Annotated in this window: 17 protein-coding genes and 1 tRNA gene; 10 read left to right on the top strand and 8 right to left on the bottom strand. The window is 42.8% G+C overall.

Going from position 1 to position 21,974, the window contains the following annotated elements; translation table 11 throughout:
• The first annotated feature begins 321 nt into the window (after positions 1 to 321).
• A complete protein-coding gene (locus IQ457_RS00465) occupies positions 322 to 987 on the top strand; it encodes a YcxB family protein (protein ID WP_068407072.1) in 666 nt (221 codons plus the stop codon).
• Between the two features lie 380 nt (positions 988 to 1,367).
• A complete protein-coding gene (locus tag IQ457_RS00460; RefSeq protein ID WP_068407074.1) occupies positions 1,368 to 1,856 on the top strand; it encodes a Dps family protein in 489 nt (162 codons plus the stop codon).
• A gap of 159 nt (positions 1,857 to 2,015) precedes the next feature.
• Here the strand turns inward: IQ457_RS00460 and IQ457_RS00455 are convergent, their stop codons facing one another.
• The 3 genes from IQ457_RS00455 to IQ457_RS00445 form a co-directional block, all read right to left on the bottom strand.
• Complete coding sequence (locus IQ457_RS00455) at positions 2,016 to 2,714, bottom strand: DUF2057 family protein (protein WP_102077249.1); 699 nt, start codon at positions 2,712 to 2,714, stop codon at positions 2,016 to 2,018.
• 95 nt (positions 2,715 to 2,809) lie between these two features.
• Positions 2,810 to 3,613, bottom strand: coding sequence for a DnaA regulatory inactivator Hda (hda, locus tag IQ457_RS00450; protein WP_068407080.1), 804 nt, complete (start codon positions 3,611 to 3,613; stop codon positions 2,810 to 2,812).
• Positions 3,614 to 3,830: 217 nt separating this feature from the next.
• Entirely contained in the window at positions 3,831 to 4,937 is a 1,107-nt protein-coding gene (locus IQ457_RS00445) for an AI-2E family transporter (protein WP_200661649.1), read from the bottom strand.
• Between the two features lie 374 nt (positions 4,938 to 5,311).
• Between IQ457_RS00445 and purM the strand changes: the two genes are divergently transcribed.
• Both purM and purN read left to right on the top strand, forming a co-directional pair.
• On the top strand, positions 5,312 to 6,361 hold the full coding sequence (gene purM / locus IQ457_RS00440; RefSeq protein WP_200661648.1) for a phosphoribosylformylglycinamidine cyclo-ligase: 1,050 nt from the start codon (positions 5,312 to 5,314) through the stop codon (positions 6,359 to 6,361).
• Entirely contained in the window at positions 6,361 to 7,062 is a 702-nt protein-coding gene (gene purN, locus IQ457_RS00435) for a phosphoribosylglycinamide formyltransferase (protein WP_242465298.1), read from the top strand. Before purM ends, purN begins: the two co-directional genes overlap by 1 nt.
• A gap of 221 nt (positions 7,063 to 7,283) precedes the next feature.
• Here the strand turns inward: purN and IQ457_RS00430 are convergent, their stop codons facing one another.
• Both IQ457_RS00430 and IQ457_RS00425 read right to left on the bottom strand, forming a co-directional pair.
• The gene (locus tag IQ457_RS00430) at positions 7,284 to 8,672 is read right to left on the bottom strand and encodes an NAD-dependent succinate-semialdehyde dehydrogenase (RefSeq protein WP_200661647.1); all 1,389 of its coding nucleotides are present in this window, start codon (positions 8,670 to 8,672) and stop codon (positions 7,284 to 7,286) included.
• A 373-nt stretch (positions 8,673 to 9,045) separates the two neighbouring features.
• Complete coding sequence (locus IQ457_RS00425; RefSeq protein ID WP_068407091.1) at positions 9,046 to 10,035, bottom strand: LysR family transcriptional regulator; 990 nt, start codon at positions 10,033 to 10,035, stop codon at positions 9,046 to 9,048.
• Between the two features lie 744 nt (positions 10,036 to 10,779).
• Here IQ457_RS00425 and IQ457_RS00420 point away from each other — a divergent pair.
• Positions 10,780 to 12,366 (top strand): isocitrate lyase, encoded by a 1,587-nt coding sequence (locus IQ457_RS00420; protein ID WP_102077245.1) that lies wholly within the window; start codon positions 10,780 to 10,782, stop codon positions 12,364 to 12,366.
• Between the two features lie 289 nt (positions 12,367 to 12,655).
• Positions 12,656 to 14,380, top strand: coding sequence for a CYTH and CHAD domain-containing protein (locus IQ457_RS00415; RefSeq protein ID WP_200661646.1), 1,725 nt, complete (start codon positions 12,656 to 12,658; stop codon positions 14,378 to 14,380).
• 161 nt (positions 14,381 to 14,541) lie between these two features.
• Here the strand turns inward: IQ457_RS00415 and IQ457_RS00410 are convergent, their stop codons facing one another.
• Complete coding sequence (locus IQ457_RS00410) at positions 14,542 to 15,081, bottom strand: L,D-transpeptidase (RefSeq protein ID WP_068407100.1); 540 nt, start codon at positions 15,079 to 15,081, stop codon at positions 14,542 to 14,544.
• Positions 15,082 to 15,236: 155 nt separating this feature from the next.
• Here IQ457_RS00410 and IQ457_RS00405 point away from each other — a divergent pair, with 155 nt between their 5' ends.
• Positions 15,237 to 16,538, top strand: coding sequence for a hypothetical protein (locus IQ457_RS00405; protein ID WP_200661645.1), 1,302 nt, complete (start codon positions 15,237 to 15,239; stop codon positions 16,536 to 16,538).
• A 121-nt stretch (positions 16,539 to 16,659) separates the two neighbouring features.
• Here the strand turns inward: IQ457_RS00405 and IQ457_RS00400 are convergent, their stop codons facing one another.
• On the bottom strand, positions 16,660 to 17,898 hold the full coding sequence (locus IQ457_RS00400) for an argininosuccinate synthase (protein ID WP_068407105.1): 1,239 nt from the start codon (positions 17,896 to 17,898) through the stop codon (positions 16,660 to 16,662).
• A 332-nt stretch (positions 17,899 to 18,230) separates the two neighbouring features.
• Between IQ457_RS00400 and pyrC the strand changes: the two genes are divergently transcribed.
• The 3 genes from pyrC to IQ457_RS00385 all read left to right on the top strand — a co-directional run bounded on the left by pyrC (position 18,231) and on the right by IQ457_RS00385 (position 20,712).
• Positions 18,231 to 19,301, top strand: a complete 1,071-nt coding sequence (gene pyrC / locus IQ457_RS00395; RefSeq protein WP_200661685.1) for a dihydroorotase — start codon at positions 18,231 to 18,233, stop codon at positions 19,299 to 19,301.
• A gap of 298 nt (positions 19,302 to 19,599) precedes the next feature.
• Positions 19,600 to 20,283: a ribonuclease T gene (rnt, locus tag IQ457_RS00390; RefSeq protein WP_200661684.1), complete on the top strand. Its 684-nt coding sequence runs from the start codon at positions 19,600 to 19,602 to the stop codon at positions 20,281 to 20,283.
• A gap of 353 nt (positions 20,284 to 20,636) precedes the next feature.
• A tRNA-Glu gene (locus IQ457_RS00385) sits at positions 20,637 to 20,712 on the top strand.
• 396 nt (positions 20,713 to 21,108) lie between these two features.
• Here IQ457_RS00385 and IQ457_RS00380 read toward each other — a convergent pair.
• Positions 21,109 to 21,732 carry a BLUF domain-containing protein gene (locus IQ457_RS00380; protein WP_102077240.1) on the bottom strand — a complete coding sequence of 208 codons (624 nt, stop codon included), beginning with the start codon at positions 21,730 to 21,732 and terminating at the stop codon, positions 21,109 to 21,111.
• Positions 21,733 to 21,974: the final 242 nt, after the last annotated feature.

Raw genomic sequence — 21,974 nt, 5'->3', positions numbered from 1 at the left:
ATGTTTTGGCTATATTTTGCCACAATCTAGCACTTTCTTTGCACAAGCTTTATGGGTTAAATAACAAATAATAAAAGTCACGCCATGCTCTTATACATCAAGTTCTCTCATTGACCTTAGTATAAATAAGGATGCTATCTGAAAAATAACCGAGCTATTGGTCGACAGACCCGCTTATATGTTTCATTTAAGAGCAGTTTTCGGTAAGATAAGCGCATATCTTTATTCTACTTTCCGCCAAGCATCGCTAAGTATGGCATCGCAGCCTCGCTTTGGCGCTTTTCATCCCACGCTTTTAAAATACGTATCTGAGAAACCTTTATGGCCCTGTACCCCTACACGCTTCAACCTGTCGCCTTAAACCTAACCGAGGCCGAATTTCATCAAGCCCAATATGAGCTATTTGCCAGTGCCAGCCCGTCGTTTGGTCTGTCGAGTATTAAGATGAAAGAGTGGATTATTATGGCAGTCGTCGTCATATTAGCCATCGCGGGCTTGGTTTTTTTAACTGGTTATTCGACCATTATCTTTTGGCTGATGCTAGCGGCGGTGGTCATTTATCTATTGGTACGTACCCTTGGCTTTAAATGGTATGTCAAAAAAGAGTTTGAAAAACAAGTTGCTGACCAAGAAATGCCTGATGAGATGCGTCAGATGAAATTGGGCGTGCAAAAGCATGGTTTAGTCATGGCAATGCCAGTCAATCAGCCTGATATGTTTAATAGCAATCAGATGCGCGGTATGCAGATGCGTGCTGGTAGCACTCAGCAAGCGGTTATTCCTTGGAGCGCCGTCAAAAGCTGGGATGAAACCGATGACTACATCTTCATGATGTTTGAGCTAAAAGGTCAACAGGGCAGCCAAATCATTCCTAAGCGTTTACAAGCGCAAAAATTCCCAATCGATACCGTACGTCAGCACCTACAAGAAGTCATTGCCGTTAAAGGCTTAAACCCTGAAAACTTACAGCCACCTGCAAAACTATAAAAGTGACTTTTAAATTAAGAAGTAGCTTTTAGAGTGCTGTGGTTAGTCGTTTTTTATAATTCAGCATTAAACTTATATAAATGTTGGCTTTATAAAATAGTATGAATAGCGTGGATATTGTGACTTTATAATTCTATCAAATCAATCACAGACTTAGATTAATTGAATTTAACTTATCATAGTATCTTTGCTATTATAATAAGCATAAACAGATAAGGTATAGATACCTAAAAACCTGTAGAAGATATATAACGAGCATAGCAATGCAGGATATGACTTGCTACACTCTTAGACTTCTACATTTGCCTTAGATGATTAAGTCTAAGTTTATAAAAATAACCAGTCTCTCAAATCAACACTCAAACTATAAGGATAATATTATGAGTAATACTAATAATGCAACCAACCAAATCGGTCTAGAAAAAGCAGATATGAGCGAAGTGATTGATAAGTTAAACGATCTACTATCAAGCTATCATATGTTTTATATCAACGTACGTGGTTATCACTGGAACGTAAAAGGTGAGCATTTCTTCACCTTGCACCCACAGTTCGAAGAGCTATATACCAATTTGCAAGTAGAAATTGATGAAATCGCTGAGCGTATCTTAACCTTGGGTGGCACGCCATTGCATGCTTATAGTGACTTTAGTCAACATACCAACATTCAAGAAGATAAAAACGTTAAAGACGGTAATGCTTGCGTGCAAGGGGTAGTGACTGGCCTACAAGCACTGATTGAAGAGCAACGTGAAGTGTCAGCATTGGCAGAACGAGCGGAAGACCAAGGTACAGCAGACTTAGTTGATGAGTACGTACAGCAGCAAGAAAAGCTGATTTGGATGTATAACGCTTTTTTGGCTAAATAACGGCTAAACAGATAAATACATAAAACCATTTATCACTCAATTCGTTTATTAACTGAATAGATAGTAAGTAAGGAAAAAGCACCTAATTTAGGTGCTTTTTTTGTGTTCGCTTTGCTAAAAATCGATAAACGTTAAGCTCTTTCAATAGCTGAACCTATTCTACTTCTGAATCCACTGACGTATTTTTTCACGCTCGGCTGGCGTTGCTTGTAACCAAAGTTGCATAAACTGATCTAAAGTACTGGTAGAGGCAGCAGCGCTTGTCGTTTGCTGAACTGTGGTCACAGCACCTGTATTAACAGTGCTGGCAGTAGGTTGACCTAACGCAGCAATGGCACGTTGGTTTTGTAGCTCAGCATCATTTGCGCCGCCAAATACACCACCCAATGTTTTACCCAAACCTGATAGCAAACCACCTTGGCTGCCTTCCAAAGCTTGCTGACTGGCAACTACCGTATTATTCTGTTGCACCGCTAGGGTTGGACGCTTGGCATACTCTCTTGCTGCTTCATATTTTTCTGGCTGATTTGGCATAACGAGACGATAGGTCTGATTATCTTTTAATTCAGCCGTCACACTCACATTACCCGAGCGCAAATAATCGTGCTCATCACGGCGCAAGTTATATAAGCGATCATATTTAGCGGTAATCGCATGCTGACCAGGCTCTAAGGTAAACGACTTCGTCAGCGGCTGAAACGGGCTTTGCTGGATTTCTTGCCCATTGATAGCGGTCACTTTGATATGGTCATCAACAAGCAGAGTCACTGCCGCGTGCGATAACATAGATACTGAACCAGCAGCAATCAATAAGGAGCCAACAGTCAGTTTTTTTAGCAAAGAAGCGTTTGGTTTCATAAGTTATTCCAAGGATAGTAAAGTAGCGGTATAAAGGGCGTGTCTATGAACATTAAAAACTAATTATTAAAAGCTAAAGGTCAAAAAACGAAAGGTTAAAAGTCGAGCGGCATGGTATGTTGATCTTGATTAGCGACCTCATTGTCACCTTGCGTTTCTTGGGCGATATCAGCAAGCTCGGCGGCGAGCGTCTGCTCATCAATCGTGCGCAGCGCATCGCTAATGACCGCTTTGGATATATTACTACGACCAAGGTTAGAAAACATCGGCTGAATGTAATTTAGGACGTCCATCATAGCGCCGATACGATGCGGCCCTTCGGTGAGCAAATGATTGATAATACGCTCATCAAACTGCCAACCGCGGCGGCGTAAGATAGATTGTAGCAAAGCTTGACGGTCTGCCAAATCGTGACCGGTTGGCACTTTAAAGCTTGGTGACTGCGCCAAACGGGTGAGGAGATCTGTTAACTGAAACGGTAATTCGGTCGCAGGTTTGTTGGAGGCAAAAATCAGCTGCCGTTGTCCTTCTCGGCTACGATTGATTAGGTGAAATAAGGCTTCTTGCCATTGGCTGCTTTGCTCAAGCACTTCTAAATCATCAATCGCAATCAAGGAAAAATTTTCTAAAGAAGATAGAACATTGACATCGGTATGAATCAGCTCATTTAATGACAGACAAATCGCGGATTTGTCCATCTCGATAAACGACTCACAGATGGCGGATAATAAGTGCGACTTGCCCGTCTCTGGGCTGCCAAATAGGTACAGCTGACCTATCAGGCCGACATGTAGCTGCCGCACTGCATCGATAATAGACATCCAACCTGGACCGGCAAAGTCGCTGAGACTCGCATCATGCTTAATGTCCAGATTGAGACTTAGCTGTGCTTCTGCCATGAATCATCAACTCGGTTTGCGTAGCGCAATCACTAAAAAGGCTAAACGACTAATATTCTGTAAACTGGCTTTGCTAACTTTCACATTTAGCAAAGCCAACCTAATAACGGTAAATACCGTTAATACTGCGCCTATATATAACATATTTGCAAAATGACTGACAAGTCTTTTACCCATTAAGCCCAATCTATCATTATTCATAGAATGTCTGGGCGATTTATTTTTCTTCAAATAACGCCAATTGTTTACGGCCTTTATAAAAGTCAGTAGATCGATAATAGGCGTATAAATGACGGAATAAGACATTAAGCACAGCGGACACCGGTAGCGCAATCAGCATACCGACGAAACCTAATAAGCTTGCCCCAGCCAATACGGCAAAAATAACCCATAACGGCGATAAACCGATTTTGTCGCCCAACAATAACGGTTGTAAAATATAACCCTCTGCCGCTTGTCCGACCAAAAACGCGCCAACCACTAAGGCTAGATAAGTCCAGTCTAAACCAAATTGGAATAAAGAGGCGATAATCGCGGCGATAAAGCCGATACCAAAGCCTAAATACGGTACGAAGCTTGCGATACCAGCCACCATACCAATAATCAAACCAAGCTCAAGCCCAATAAGCTGGAGCTGTACAGCATAAATGACGCCTAATAATACCATGACCAATAATTGACCTTTAATAAATGCCATCAAGGCTTGATCGCATTCTTTAGCAATGGCAACCACCTTTTTGCAATAAGGCGCCGGAATTGCCATTTTCCAAGTATGCAGACGCTGATCCCAATTAAATAGGAAATAAAAGGTTAAAATCGGCACCAGTACAATCAAGCCAGCATTATTAATAAAATTCATACTAGAGACCAAAATTTGGCTCATCATGCTGCTGGCATCAGCGAATTTATAATTGGTCTGCATATAATCAACCAAAGTATCAGAAAAGCCTTTGGCTTCGAGTTCTGGCAGACGAATACGGCTGTTATTGATAAACCACTCACGTACAACTTGGTTATACCAATTTAATACTTTGGGTAGATATTCCCACGCCGCTTGCAGTTGATGCCATAAAGTCGGTATTAACCACCAAAGCAGCAGCACCATACCAAGCGTAATCGTCGAATAAACGATGATAATGGCTATCCAACGCTTGATATATTTTGATAAACGCTTAACCAGCGGATTAAACAAATACGCCAACACAAAAGCCACGACAAACGGCACGATGACCGGCATCATCAAATACAATAAAAATACCGCTATAACAATCGCAACGACGATAAATAAGCGCCGAAAAAAGGGATCTATTGGTTGGTTTATCATTAAGGGTAACCCTACGATTAAGTCAATGTAAAATACTGGCATCTGATGATTTGTTCACTGAAATATGTCTTCAGCGGCTTTATATTTGTCATGGTCATTAGCAGCGTCATTGTCGTAGGTTTTGCCAACGACTTTGGCGTTCTATTATCGCAGAGTCGAACAAAAAATCAGTCATTTTTTGTTTCTTAATTTTTTATTGTACCTAAGACGGCTTTATTAGCTCTCTTCTGCAAATATCCGCCAAATATTGGTAAGTTGCTTTGCGGCTAAGGGTCATTTTTGGGTATAATGCGCGCACTATCTGCAAAATTAACACGACCGATCCGCTTTTCTACTGACCGACCTTCATTCCTTATAAAATTTGTGAGATGACCATGAGTAACAAGCCTTCTTTAAGCTACAAAGATGCTGGCGTTGATATTGATGCCGGCGATGCGTTGGTGCAACGTATTAAATCAGTGGCAAAAGCCACCTCTCGTCCTGAGGTTGTGGGCGGACTTGGCGGTTTTGGGGCGCTTTGTCGTATTCCGACTGGTTATACCTCACCGTTGTTGGTTTCGGGTACGGACGGTGTCGGTACCAAGCTTAAATTGGCCTTGCAATTAAACCGTCATGACACCATCGGTATCGACTTGGTGGCTATGTGCGTCAATGATTTATTGGTTTGCGGTGCTGAGCCATTATTTTTCTTAGATTATTATGCAACGGGCAAGCTTGATGTCGATGTCGCGGCAACTGTTGTCACGGGCATTGGCGAAGGCTGTAAATTATCAAATTGCGCGCTCATTGGCGGCGAAACCGCTGAGATGCCGGGCATGTATCAAGATGATGATTATGACCTAGCCGGTTTCTGTGTCGGCGTAGTCGAAGAAGCGGAAGTTATCACCGGTGAAAACGTCAGCGAGGGCGATGTATTGATTGCCCTTGCTTCAAGCGGCGCGCATTCTAATGGCTACTCATTGGTACGTAAAGTCATCGAAGTTAGCGGTATTGATGTCACGACAAGCGATGAGCAATTAGATGGTCAGCCTATTCAGGATGCACTGATGGCACCGACACGTATTTATGTTAAAGCCATTAAAGCCTTGCAAGATAGCCTTGGTAGCTCAGCCTTACATGCGATGTCACATATTACTGGTGGCGGCTTAACCGATAATCTGCCACGTGTACTACCAGATAATTTAGCTGCTAGTATTGATACGAGCAGCTGGCAGTTCTCAGAGCTATTTACGTGGCTACAAACCCATGGCAATATCGAGCAAAGTGAGATGTACCGCACCTTTAACTGCGGCGTCGGTTTTGTCATCGTTGTACCTAAAGACAAAGCAGAAGCGGCTATCAAGACCTTAAATGATGCAGGCGAAAAAGCTTGGAAATTGGGTGAAATGGTTAGCCGTGAAGCGGACGCCGTGGTGTACCGTTAATGCCAGACGACAATTTAAAAAGCATGGCAAAGCAATCCGCTAAACCGTTACGCGTCGCTGTTTTGGTATCTGGTAGTGGTAGCAACCTGCAAGTATTGATTAATGCCATGCAAGCTGGCGCGCTACCGATTGAGATTGTTGGCGTTATCAGTAATCGCGAAGATGCTTATGCCATTACTCGCGCCAATGACGCTGCTATTCCAGTCGCCGTCTTATCTCACGTTACTAGCGGCAAACGCATGGGGATCAAAACCTTTGAAACCCATGCTAATGCTCAATTAACCACTTGGCAGCCTGATGTGACTGTGCTTGCAGGATTTATGCGCGTGTTAAGCGCCTCATTTATCGATAATGCGCCTGCGCCCATGATTAACCTGCACCCTGCTTTGCTGCCTGCTTATAAGGGCCTAGATACCCATCAGCGTGCGATACAAGCGGGCGAACGCCATCATGGCTGTAGTATTCATGTGGTCACCGCCGAGCTTGATGCCGGTGCTGTGTTGACCCAATCGCTGCTTGAAGTCAATTACAAAGACACTGCGGATAGCCTGCAAGCACGCGTACAAAAAGCGGAGCATCAACTCTTACCGTGGACCCTATTGCTGATTGCTAAGGGTATTATTGACTTAGGTAATCCGCATGAGGATACTAATTCATCTTATCTACCGGCTTTACCGCTAAAGCTATGGTTAGATGTTTAAGCTTTTCTAATAAACTAAAAAGCAGAATCCATAACGGGTTCTGCTTTTTTATGCTTAAGTCAAAGATAATATATAGTGAGTGAAAAGTAATATCGATACATCACGCACTGCTTATATCGTCGCGTTTTTAGGATATTTTGACTATATAGCAATAGCAAAAAAAATACCTCGTTACTGAATAACGAGGTATCTAAGATTAACAGTCTAAAACACTTTAATAATTAAGCAGGCTTTTTATTAACCACATGTACTGCTTTAATATTGACAAATTCTTTGATACCAAAGCCACCATGTTCACGGCCATAGCCTGAATCCTTCACGCCACCAAATGGCAGACCTGGATTGACCAAATTATAGCCATTGATGTAAACCATCCCCGTATCGAAATGCTGCTGGGCTAAATTAATCGCTTTCTCTTCGTCTTTTGAAAAGATAGCACCGCCGAGACCATAGCGACTGTCATTGGCAATGCGGAAAGCATCGTCTTGGTCTTTGGCACGAATAAGCGCGGCAACAGGACCAAATAACTCATCTTTATAAGCTGGTTGATCGGGTTTGATATTTTCCAAAATCGTTGGTGGATAAAACGCGCCCGGCTTATCAGGTACTTCGCCGCCAATCGTAATGGTCGCACCTTTATCCACGCTTTCTTGCACTTGCTTGTGCAAAGTATCGCGTTGTTTGCTACTCGACATCGGACCTACGTCAGTCGACTCTTCCATTGGATCGCCAACTTTATAGCTGTTGAATTTTTCGATCACTAAATCTCGGAATTTATCATACACGCTATCGACGACGACAAAACGTTTGGCGGCAATACAGGTTTCGCCATTATTGTATAAACGTGCATGGGCACAGGTCGCTGCTGCTAGATCTAAGTCGGCATCCTCTAGCACAATAAAGGCATCATTCGAGCCAAGTTCCATAACCGTCTTTTTCAGTACTTTGGCCGCTTGCTGCGCCACTACTCGGCCAGCGACATCACTACCCGTTAAGGTAACACCGCGTACTTTTTCGTGCTCGATCACTTTTTCAGATTGATCATGATTGATAATCAAGGCACGGAATAAGCCTTCTAGTAAGTCAGATTCTTGCATGATTTTTTCAATCAATTGACCTGAGCCAGTCACGTTGGATGCGTGCTTAAGCAGGATACTGTTACCGGCCATCAAGTTAGCAATGGTATAGCGGAATACTTGGTAAGCTGGGAAGTTCCACGGCTGGATACCATAAATAATACCGATAGGGTCATAGCTGATTAGGCCTTTTTTAATGCCTTCGATATCGCGTTCATCGTCAGCTAAAGCAGCAACGCCTTCACTCGCCGTAAAATCACAAATCGCTTTACATAAATCTACTTCAGCTAAGCTTGCCTCTAAGGTCTTACCACGCTCTTCAGTCATTAGCTTCGCAAGCTCGTCCTTATACTTCATTAGCGTCTCGCCAATCGAGTTAATGACTTTGGCGCGCTCATCGGCATCAACCAAACGCCATTTTGAAAACGCTTCGTGCGAGGCATCGATGATTTTGTTCACTTCATCATCGCTCATATAAGTGTAATTTTTAATGTCTTTGCCCGTTGCTGGATTCACAGTGGTAATATCTGCCATGATAATTGTCCTTATTTATTTGCTTATTATGTAATGGATACTTATTAAACGAGCCATGATGACTAAGAAATACTCTATCGTTAAGTGTGTCGATATTATCGAATTACTTAACAATGCTCGCTTTAGTTGTCTTTTTTCTTAATGTCTTTCTAGCATAGCAAAATGCATTGGTTATAGTTTTACAAGTTATGAAGAAGTGTGCTTAAGATGTTAATAATGTGACACCCTTATAAAGACTGGCTTTATTTAAAAAAACTAAATTTAGAGAATCTTTTGAGTTAAGGAGCTTTTAAATTAAAAAAGGTTGATCTAAAAAATAGAGGCAATAAAAAAACTAGCCCATGATACATGCGCTGGTTCTTTAAAAGTTGTGCTAAAACAAATGGTTAATGACTGGAATCTCTGGTGGCGGATTCTCTTCTTCGGCGACTACTTGCCGTGCTACATGCATAATCAGCTGACGTAACCAACGATGCGCTGGGTGATGCTGTAACAATGGTGACCACGCCATCGTCAGCTCAAACTCAGGGATAAAGAATGGTGGCTCTTCCATAATGATACTGTCATTATTGGCCTGCATTCTCGCCACCCGCGTCGGCAAGGTCGCAATCAAGTCTTTATTGGCGGCAAGCATCGCTGGCATTTGATAGTGACGGGTAAAGACGCTGATTTGGCGTTTTTGACCTAGGCGTTGCAATGCCTGATCGATAGAACCGAGCCCACCTGATTTTTCTGGATTGACCCCAAAGCCAACGCCCATACCTGTTTTGGACACCCAAACATGCTGCGCCTTGAGATAATTTTTTAAATTAAAACGATTGGCATATGGCCCTTCAGCGGATAACAAACAGCTAAATGTATCGCGCCAAACCAATACTTGGTGGAAACTTTGCGGAATCTCATTAAAACGGTTAATCGCTAAATCTACGCGACCTTGCTCCATATCACGGTAGGAAACATCAGAGGGCGTCAGGAAGTCCAAAATCACATTGGGCGCTTCAGAGCGTAGTGCTTTGACCAGTTTTGGCACCAAAGTCGCCTCAGCATAATCTGAGGTCATGATACGAAAAACGCGCGAGGTACTATAAGGGCGAAACTCGGTACGCGGCTCAAGCACTTGCGTCAAATCTGCTAATATCTCACGAATACGTGGCTGCAGCTCAAGCGCGCGCTCGGTCGGCGTCATACCTTCCGATGAGCGCACCAATAACGGGTCATTAAATAACTTACGTAGGCGCCGCAAAATATTACTCATCGCCGGCTGGGTAATGCCGAGCTGCTCAGCTGCACGTGTGACGTTTTTTTCACGCAGTAGTACATCTAAATGTACCAACAAATTCAAATCAACCCGCTGCAAATTCATATCTATTTCTCTTTACCGTAGAATAAATGCCACCATAAGCTTAAAAAAGCGCGGCATCTTCCGTTCTATTATTTTGCAAAATTGTTTTTCGACTGCTTAAATCAAGCGTTTTTCTAACTAAATAATTTTAATATATGCTTATTATACCCCAGTTTACCCTGCTCAAGCCATTGTTATATCTATACTATAACCAAATGAAATACCCAAGATAATATTCATAAACTAGATAAATCAGGGTAACCTAGCTATAGTGCTTAGCAAGCGCTGATAAGTCATTTTTAAATCTTATGTCATCAGCACGGCTTTTAATGATTAAATGATGGCTGCTATTTTATCGCATTTTTATACTAAAAGATGGTCAGAAAGCTTATTGCGTAAGCTTTATTATGCCAGCCGTTTTTTATAAATTTGGCGTTTTGCTCGCGGCAGTTTTTAGGCTTGAATTGATACTATATACGTTTTAGGGTAATAAGTGGTTTAACTGGCAAGCACATCTTAACTAAAACAGCGTCAATTAAATCTAAAAAATAAAAGCTGACCAATAAGACAGGTTTTATTTGCTTTTATAATCATTTTCTTATAGTTTAGTAAAGATTGCTCAGGCAAAAGGTTTATATCCCGAACTTTACTTTTGCCAATGTATTTCTTTTCAAGAAACATCATTTTACCAGCAACACTTATCTGCATATTTTACTTAAGTAATTTACATCCCCTTTAATCCCCACCCCACCAAGGAGACTATAGATGTCAACTGCATATAAATCAGCGATTGATCTAGTACGTGAACTAAAGCAAAAGCACGGTAACTGGCAGAATATCAGCGAGACTGATGCCGCACGTATGATGATGCAAAACCGTTTCAAAACTGGTTTAGATATCGCCAAGTATACTGCAAAAATCATGCGTCAAGACATGGAAGATTATGACAATGATACGTCTCAGTACACGCAATCTCTAGGTGCATGGCACGGTTTTGTTGCTCAGCAAACTATGTACGCTAAGAAAAAATACTTTGGCACTACCGCTAAAACGTACATCTACCTATCAGGTTGGATGGTTGCTGCTCTGCGTTCTGAGTTTGGTCCTCTACCTGACCAATCTATGCACGAAAAAACGTCTGTGCCTAAACTAATCGAAGAAATCTACACCTTCTTACGTCAAGCTGATGCTAAAGTGTTAAACGACTACTTCCGTGAGCTAAACGCTGCAGAAGAAGCGGGTCAAGACACTTCAGCTATCCTAGAAAAAATCGAAAACTTCGATTCACACGTTGTGCCAATCATTGCTGATATCGATGCCGGTTTCGGTAACGAAGAAGCGACTTACTTGCTAACTAAGCAAATGATTGAAGCCGGTGCTTGTGCTATCCAAGTTGAAAACCAAGTGTCTGACGCAAAACAGTGTGGTCACCAAGCGGGTAAAGTAACCGTACCGCATGAAGACTACATCGCAAAAATCAATGCGATTCGTTATGCATTCCTAGAATTGGGCGTTGAAGACGGTATTATCGTTGCTCGTACTGATAGTGAGGGCGCATCACTCACGCAAAAAATCCCAGTATCAAATGAGCCAGGCGACCTTGCTTCTCAATATATCGACTTCCTAGAAATGGAAGAAGTGACCATCGAAGAAGCTAATGAAAATGACAGCCTTCTTAAGCACAACGGCAAATTGGTTCGTCCTAAGCGTCTAGCTAACGGTCTATATCAGTTCCGTGAAGAAACCAACATCGACCGCGTCGTACTTGACTGTGTCACTGCTCTAGAAAACGGTGCTGATCTACTATGGATCGAAACACCTACTCCAGACGTAGAACACATCAAAATGATGGTTGACCGTATTAAAGAAGAGCAGCCAAAAGCGAAGCTTGTATACAACAACAGCCCATCGTTCAACTGGACGCTAAACTTCCGTAAGCAAGTTATCGCTCAGTGGGAAGAAGAAGGCAAAGACGTATCAAGCTACAACAAAGACAACTTGATGAGTGCTGATTACGACGGTACTGAGCTTGATGAAGCTGCTGATATCGCTGCGAAGAACTTCCAACGTGACGCATCACGCGAAGCGGGTGTATTCCATCACCTAATCACGCTACCGACTTACCACACCACTGCACTTAGCGTTCATGAACTTGCTAAAGGCTACTTCGGTGAAGAAGGTATGCTTGCTTATGCAGCTGGCGTCCAACGTAAAGAAATCCGTGAAGGCATCGCTTGTGTTAAACACCAAGCAATGGCGGGTTCTGACCTTGGCGATGATCACAAAGAAATCTTCTCTGGTGAAAACGCTCTTAAAGCTGGTGGTGGCAAAAACACCATGAACCAGTTCTAATAATCGCTCACTTATAGTTATATTTTATAAGTAGCCGTTATAAAAAGCCGTCCTACCTTGTAGGGCGGTTTTTTTTGGCTTTAAATAATTTCCCTGTATAAAACGATAGCGTTATTAAATAGCCATTTTTAGCACATTTAGATGTCTATCGATTGAACTGGGAACACGCCCTAGTATCCGCTAATCAGCCAAAGTAAAACTTTTACTTGTCATTGTTCGATAGCTTTCATACGATGGTAATTATTTAACAGGTATTACTAACCATTCATAACTATAATCGGGAGCCATCATGCAAGAGATAGAGCTGAAGTTTCTAGTACCAGAATCGCGCCTAAAAGGTTTGATGCGCCAAGCGAATATTAAATCCTCACAGCTTACGCAGCTGGCCGCGCATTATTATGACACTCCCGATCAGCAGCTCGCTAAGGCGGGTATTGGCTTACGTATTCGTCAGGAAGGCGATGCGTGGGTGCAGACCATCAAAGCGGGTGGCGACGGTATTGCAGCGCGTTTAGAGCACAATGCGGTACTAGATACCCAACAAGTCCAAGCCATGTTGGACACCAATACGCTCATGCCTGATTTGAGCATTTATCAAGACACTTCCATCGCCCCTGCTCTAGAACCATTTAAATTAACGAAACTGGCCAAAACGCTCACCCGCTTATATGTCACCGATGTCGAGCGTATAACGCGATTGCTCACAGATAATAGCGACAAGGACAGCAGCAATCAGATTGAAATGGCATACGACTGCGGAGCGATTATCCACGGTAGAGATGATACTCAGCGCGATAGTATTCAAGAAATCGAGTTTGAGCTGATATCAGGCGATGTAGATTTTTTATTTACGACTGCCAAAACCTGGTGTCAGCGCCATAAACTCTGCTTGTCTACAGTGACCAAAGCCGAGCGCGGTGGCTTATTAATTACGGGGCAACAACATAGCCGAGCGGTTAGCGCCAATCTTAGCGCATTACCTGTCGATAAAGACAGCAGCAGGCCGGCATTTATACGGGCAGTCGTACATAATTGCCTATTGCAAATACTACCCAATAGTAGCGCCATCGTCGCAGGCAGTACGGACAATGAGCATATTTTACAATTGTATAACGGCATTCAGCGCTTACGTACCGCGCTTAAGCTATTTAAAGGCTTCTCCGATGAGCTCAATCCTGACTGGGTGATTATTCTTAAACAAACAGCGACTTTACTGGCTGATTATCGCAAGCTTGCTTATCTTGCCAGTCATATCGAGCCCTACTTACAAGCGCATGAGGCACCAAGCGTTGATTGGTCGGCAGAAATTGAAGCGGCGAAAATCACTCCTATCGATGCGGTACGTGCCAATAATTTACAACTGACGTTGCTTGAGCTAATAGCCTTTACCATGAGTGACCCCAACCTTGAACCACAGGCGAATAAACGCGCCGCTCATAAGCTTAGAAAAACATTGGACAAACGTTATAAAAAATTGTTGAAAGCTGAGAGTAAGCTCCATGAAGCTAGGAATGCTAACGCGGATAGCAAAGATTTAACTGGTGTCAATTTGGAGAGCGTGAGTTCAGAAAGTATTAACTTAGAAGGCGTTAAATCAAAAGGCGTTAATTTAGAAAGTAGAGAGCCGCAAAGTCTGCAGACGAAGGATATAGATTTGCCAGCCAAGGACGAAAAACAAGCCCAGTATAAACTGTACCGACAGCTTGAAAAATTGCGCTACGTTAGTGAATTTGCAGCACCCTTAATCAACAATGAAAATCTCAAAAATAAAAAGCTTAGCACTAAAAAGTCTGAAAAGAAAAGTAAGCGCTTCCTAAAGCGTCTCGTAAAAGCACAGCAAGCGCTTAGGCAACAACTTGATACCAATTATTATCAGCAGTGCTATCAATATAAAGCGAGCACAGACTCGAATGCCTTGTACGGCGCAGGCTGGTTGAATGCTTCTTTAATAGATACACAGAAAAAGTCTAAAAAACGCTTAGCTAAGCTTAAATCTTCGGATAAGTTCTGGTAATAAAAACTAAAACTGGCTTTTTGACCCTGTATCTTACTTATAATTAACTTAACCTTTACATAATTCAAAAAAAAGACAGCGACCATCAGGTACGTTGTCTTTTTTTATGCGTAATGTTTTTAAGCATGATGTTTTTTAAGCGTAGTGTTTTCGAGTAAATATCAACGAGCAATAATGGTCACAGTTGTGCCCTCGGTCACTTGTTCAAATAACTCCAAAATATCCTCATTGCGCATCCGTATACAGCCGTGAGAGAGCGGCTCGCCCATTGGTTCGCTGTCTGGTGTGCCATGAATATAAATATAACGCTGATAAGTATCGCAGCCGCCGTGAACATTACTGCCTTTATTCAACCCCTCTTCAAGACCGCGTAACCATAAAATACGGCTTAATATCCAATCGCGCTCTGGATACAGTTTACCAAGCTCTGCACTATAGACCTCGCCTGTCGGTTTGCGTCCCACAAATACCGCGTTCATGGGTTCATTGCCGCCGATTTTTGCCGCGATAATGTGCTTACCAAGGGGTGTGCAGCCGCTATCTTGCTGGCTGCCAATACCGTTTTTAGCGGTCGATACCGTATATTGAGTCATTCCTTTATCGTATTTATATAGCGTTAACGTTTGCTGAGCAATGTTAATAACCAGTCGCACATCAGAATTTTCGTTAAACTCTTCGGTAAAGCTTTCGTTATTTGTCATAAGATTTTCCAGCGCTCATAAATCTACAGCGGTTATTATCAACTGCGTTGAGAGTAAATAGTGAGCGAAATGTTTGCGTTTTTCTATTATTAAGGGATTGTATCAAGGCTTTTGGCACCGTAATATAGGGGCACACTTTTTGATGCTAGCAGATTATGACGACTATTTCACCGACACGTGTGTCGATGTATGATTTTCTCTATCAAGATACCAAGCCGATGGTGTCATTATTGGCAGACGTGGCTAAGCTGTCATTACCGCAAGCGCGTTTGGCGATGGATGCCAGTTTGCAAGCGATTATCAGCGCCTTACTTGCTTATCAGCAGCATAATGATGGCCAAGCAGTGAGTAAAAAACTGTTTACTCGTACCGCCGTCAAAGAACTAAGACGATATAATTCAATGAATTTTTCGACCATCAATGCGACTTTATATTATCGCCAAGAGGTGGCCGATGCGATTTTTCATGAGAATGCGCGCGTGATCAAAGCCAGTGATTACATTGCAGAGCGCATTGAGGCGACGTCACCGCAAGTGCAAATACTACTCACCTCTTTATGCGTGATTGTCTTACGTGAACTGGCGATTTTAGCAGAATATAGCCAGCTTGATAATGAGGAGCTGGACAAATGGTTCGCCTTGCAGCCGCAGTTTTTATCCGTCGAGCGCTTTGTGGCCAATAAACCAGCGTTAGAATCTACCAAGCGGGCTGAACCTAATGAGAATGAAAAAACAACCACTTCTACAGAAACTGCTTTACAGTCAGACTTAAAAGTAGATGTAGAGACAGAAGTAAGAAACACCACAGAACGCACTTTATTAAGCACAGCGCAGCTCGCTGATACCCCGCCCGCTTTTGATCCTTATTGGCACGAGTTGACGACATTTAAACCTGAAAACCATGAGCCTGTCCAAGACATGCAGCTAGCGACGGGCAATTATTTAAAGGTCATTGGGCGCTCACCTGCGAATGCTCAGCAAGGCAAACATAATGACTTATTGGTGTTTGCCGAAATGTCGGCCATAAGCTTGCCACACCAGCGTTGGCTGTTGCAACTGGCGAAAATTTCAGAAATATATTTGCAGCGTAACCGCCTAAGAATTACCTCCGAGCCTGCCAGCGCACCAAAACCACCTTTGGTAAGCTTAGGTCTAATTGGCGGTAATAACGACAATACGCCGACCACCACCAGTGAAAAGCCGATTGAATACGACGCACCTATACCACTTTGGAAAAACCCCGTTATCCTAATAATTATTGCAGTTATTGGTGTACTTGGCGGACTAGCGGCACTTAAATATCAAAACCAAAAATCTGACGGTATCAAATTGGCAACAGAAGAAGTCATCGAGCAAGACCTTATAAAGGAGCGCCAACAGCAGGATGTGGCAATTGTTATGATGGAAGACGATGAAGATGGTGCTAAAGAAACCAAAGAAGCGGCTCAAAAAGAATAATTCATAGATAAGTTTTGAAGTAGACGAAAATAGTCGAACAACCCTTAAAAAAACCAAAAAAAAGGCGCTAACTTATTAGCGCCTTTTTTTATGGTTTATCTAACACAGTGTAAAGAATCTTTTACTTCGATAAATCACGACCACGGCTGGCTTCAATCGCCAAACGTAGACCATTTAAACGAATGAAACCTTCGGCATCTTTTTGATCATAAGCACCGGCATCATCTTCAAAAGTGGCGATTTTTTCATCAAACAATGAATCATCTGACTTACGGCCGACGACGCTAACCGCACCTTTGTATAATTTGACGCGTACGGTACCGTTGACATATTCTTGTGATTTGTCAATCAAGGCTTGTAACATCATACGCTCAGGGCTAAACCAATAGCCGTTATAGATAATTTTAGCGTAACGTGGCATCAGCTCATCTTTTAAATGCGCCGCTTCACGGTCAAGGGTTAATGATTCGATACCGCGGTGGGCTTTTAACATAATGGTACCGGCTGGGGTTTCATAGCAGCCGCGTGATTTCATACCGACATAACGGTTTTCGACGATATCCAAACGGCCAATACCGTGCTTACCGCCAATCTCATTCAGCTTAATCATTACTTCATAAGGCTTAAGCGCTTCGCCATCGATGGCAACGATATCACCTTGTTTGTATTCTAATTCTAGATATTGCGCTTCGTCAGGTGCTTCTTCTGGACTGACTGACCAGCGCCACATATCGTCTTCTGCTTCGGCGTATGGGTCTTCTAAGATGCCGCCTTCATAAGAGATATGCAGTAAGTTGGCATCCATTGAGTACGGAGATTTTTTCTTATTGCCGGCATAATCGATAGCGATATTATGTTCTTCGGCATATTTCATCAAGCTTTCACGGCTTGATAAATCCCACTCACGCCACGGCGCAATGGTGACCACGTCAGGTGATAAAGCAACGGCACCAAGCTCAAAACGTACTTGGTCATTACCTTTACCAGTCGCACCATGACTGATAGCATCGGCGTTATGTTCTTTAGCAATTTCAACCAAACGCTTAGCAATCAAAGGACGCGCGATAGAAGTCCCGAGCAGATACTCGCCTTCATAAATGGCATTGGCGCGGAACATCGGGAACACATAATCGCGGGCAAACTCCTCACGTAAGTCTTCGATATGGATATGCTTGATACCCATCGCTTCAGCTTTGGCACGCGCCGGCTCAACTTCTTCACCTTGACCGATGTCAGCGGTGAACGTAATCACTTCTGCATCATAGGTTTCTTGTAGCCATCTGGCGATGATTGAGGTGTCAAGACCGCCGGAATAGGCCAAGACGATTTTATTAATATTTTTTGGATCAAGCTGAGCCATGAATAACTCCTAATATAAGAATTTATTATCGAATACATTTAATGAGAAATAAAAATGCGCAGGATAGGAAGAAAGAAATAAAAAATAGATTGCCTGCTCAGTGTACATCATATTTACGAGCGGCAAAAGTATCAGCGCCATTCGGTGCTAGGTTTTCACCGATAATTAGTATAAATGCATACATAGGCGCTGGTTACTTATCAACGAAATCATAACGCTTTTATGTACAGATATTTCGCCGCATATTTAGTCAAGTAGGCAAATCTGTTATGATAGCAGCTCAGCTAGACTCCCTTTTACTGCCGTATAAAGATATAGAGCGCGAAGATACTATGACCGATTCGATTAGAGAATTAACCCTGCTGCAGCCAGATGATTGGCATATTCATTTGCGCGATGATAAAGCGTTGGCGACTACCGTTCCGCACGCCGCCCAAAGCTTTAACCGCGTTATCTGTATGCCAAACTTGGTACCGCCTGTTAAAAATATCTATGCGGCGCAAGCCTACCGTGAGCGTATCCTGCAGCATTTAGAAGCAAGCGATTTGAGTGCGGAGCGTAAAGCAGCTTTTGACCCACGCATGACCTTGTATCTCACCGATCAAACCACCGCTCAGGATATCGAAATGGCAGCAAAATCTGGTATCGTGCAAGCGGTCAAGCTCTACCCAGCTGGCGCCACGACCAACTCTGCCGACGGCGTCACTGATATCAATGCTTGTGTTGATGTCTTTGAAGCGCTGGAAAAATACAATCTACCACTACTGCTCCATGGCGAAGTCACGCACGATCATGTCGATATTTTTGACCGTGAAAAGCGCTTTTTAGACGAAGTGTTGGCGCAAATCATCGTTAAATTCCCGACGATGAAAATTGTGCTAGAGCATATCACCACCAGTGATGCCGCCGATTTTGTTTTAGAGCAAGGCAATCAAGTGGCTGCTACCATTACGCCGCAGCACTTAATGTTTAATCGCAATCATTTATTGGTTGGCGGTATCAAGCCGCACTTTTACTGCTTGCCTATTTTAAAGCGTGAAAGCCATCAAAAAGTATTGTTGGATGTCGCCACCAGTGGCAATCCAAAATTCTTTTTAGGCACAGATTCGGCGCCGCATGCAACGAACGCAAAAGAATCGGCTTGCGGCTGTGCCGGCTGCTATAGCGCTGCTAATGCCTTGCCGCTATACGCCACTGCTTTTGATAGCGTAGGTAAAATCGATAAACTAGAAGGATTTGCCAGCCGCTTTGGCGCCCAGTTCTATGGTTTGCCAGTAAATGAGAGTACCATCACGTTGATAAACACGCCGATGCAAGTACCGAACAATTACCCTTATTTTGATGGCGCGTCGTTAACGCCCCTATTGGCTGGTGAGACGTTACCTTGGTCTATTAAAGCTTAATAGCGACAATGTAAAATTGTCTGCCTGCATTTATTTCTATCCTATGCTAGGTCTGCACTTTTGCTAAAACGCCAATTCGCTTAGCAAAAGTAAACCTCCTATCATAGGGTATTTATTGTTTATTTCATTCAATACCACAGCACGACTGATAAAAGCGATTTAACCTGATATGACCATTCAAAATGATGCCGGCTTACCTAGAAACAATTTGACTAATACGGAAAATGCCTGTCTTACTACTACCTCAAGTTCAAGCGCTACTGCCGATAGTAACGGCGCAACAGATGAACAAGCACCCATGCGCTTAAAAGAGCGTTTTCGTAAGTTTTTACCTGTTGTCGTCGATGTCGAAACCGCAGGCTTTAATGCGCAAACCGACGCCTTATTAGAGATTGCTTGTATTCCTGTACTACTTGATGAGCAGGGTGTATTTTATCCAGGTGAGGCATTTAACGCCCATATCGAGCCGTTTGAAGGCGCAAATCTTGAACCAAGCGCGCTTGCCTTTACCGGTATTGATCCTAATAATCCACTGCGTAAAGCCATTGCTGAAGATGAAAAAACGGCGCTGCGCCGTATTTTTAAAGGCTTAAAAGAAGTACGCCGCGCTGAAGACTGCCGTCAATGCGTTTTGATTGGCCATAATGCCCATTTTGACTTAGCGTTTTTAAATGCGGCAGTGTTGCGTACCAACAGCAAAAACCATAATCCGTTTCACAACTTCTCAGTTTTCGATACCGTGACGCTGTCTGCGCTTGCATTCGGACAAACTGTACTCGCGCGTGCTTGTAAGGCTGCTGGGCTTGATTTTGATGGTAATGATGCGCATTCAGCGCTCTATGATACCCAAAAGACGGCTGAATTGTTTTGTCATATTTTAAATAGCTACCCGATGCTCGCGAATGCTATCCATAACGAGCAGGAAAATACTGAGACAGCCGCTAACAGCACTGTCGATAGCAACGCTGACGACACCAAGTAAAATAAAGCATACGCCCTTTGCATTGTTAAACTCAATGAATAGTGTTATCTATAGCTAATCACCTATTATGGATTAGGTGAGCTTAACAAAAAGGGACTTTGCTATGGAACCACAGGTTAAATTATGGGCAACCATTATCGGTTACATGCTACTGGCGTTAACCATTAGCGCTTGTACGTCGTTGTGGATTCGGCATCATTTAAAGCGAAAAGACCTACATCCACGGCGTGCGCTTAAAAAAAGATACTTAATTTCAAAAAGACGTCGAAAAAGGCTTGACAGCAAGCGCGGTCGCCATTAAAATACGCACCACTTCGGCATAAATGGTGAAAGCAGCTGAAGTGTTGTTACTAGTCCCCATCGTCTAGAGGCCTAGGACACCGCCCTTTCACGGCGGTAACGGGGGTTCGAATCCCCCTGGGGACGCCACTATTTGGCGTCACTTATTAGCAAACTTGCTGTACAGCATCAATAAGACTGATAAGCGCACCAGCAAAACCCTGCTCATAGAAATATGAGTGGGGTTTTTTTATGCCTATTTGTTTTTCACGAATATCTATAGTGAGTGAAAATTAATATTGATACATCACGTACTGCTGATATCAATTTTTTGTAGCCTCTGTCTGCGCAAGCACAGCAAGCAAGAAAAGTTGATATCAGCAGTACCGTAGCTTTTTTAGAATATTTTGACTATATCTGTCTTTGATAAATATTTATAAATACTCGTAAATAAAGCGAGCGTGATTTATATTATTTTCTCGCAGCAAAAAGCCAGCACTGAATGCTGGCTTTTTAAATATCTATGCGCTAATTATTTACAACAATTTACCAAATCTTATCGGCTAACATCAACCAAAGCAGCGCCAACACGATTAAGCCCGCTAAGACACTTTGAATTAAGAAAAACGCTTGATGCTGACCGACGACTTTACCTAAGGTCACCCCTAGCGTACTGTATTTTATCGGCTGGGTATCAAGCTCACCAGTCTTTTCTTGATCTTCATAATAACCTTGCAGAATATCTAAAAATTGCTGCCAGCCATTAACTTCCCAAGTATGGGGCTTAAATGGCATAAAAGATTTTAGCTTTGGCTCATTCATCATCCAGCGCTCAAGAGTGATCGAGCGTAGCGACCAACCCGCAAAACGGCGTTCAGCAATCGCCGAAAAATCCAATATTTTTAAATCTTTATGTCGATCATCGACCAACAAGCGATTTTTCAGATTGGTCAATGCTTGTTCTGACCCTTCTACACATTGGAAAAAGTAGCCGTTGCCGTAGCAAAGGATACCGGTAATGTTATCGGCTTGATTACGCTCAATCGCGACCTCTGCGATGTCATTAAGCGTACTCGCACTTGCAAGACCAGTCGACGTAATGTGGCTCAGATATACAAGCTGGCAGAGATCTGGCGTTACTGGATTTGTCGAATCATTGACTGTTGACAATCAGCTTCTCCCTATTTTCAGGTAAATGTAGCTAAGACAACCATACTAACTTTCGATAAAAAATACTGACAAGACGTTTGAGGATAGCAAATCCGCTTGTTATATTATTGATTTATAAATGTTTATATTAATTGTATTAAGTTGGTTACATCATAGGCTAATTTCGTCATCAAAGCAATATATGTTTATTTTTAAATGACTACTTATTAATAACCCCAGTTCGGGATAAGCCACATTGTAAC

This window comes from Psychrobacter sp. M9-54-1 (assembly GCF_016613355.1).
Lineage (GTDB): Bacteria > Pseudomonadota > Gammaproteobacteria > Pseudomonadales > Moraxellaceae > Psychrobacter > Psychrobacter faecalis.
The sequence above is the reverse complement of the archived record's forward strand: the minus strand, read 5'-3'. Positions and strand labels throughout refer to the sequence as shown.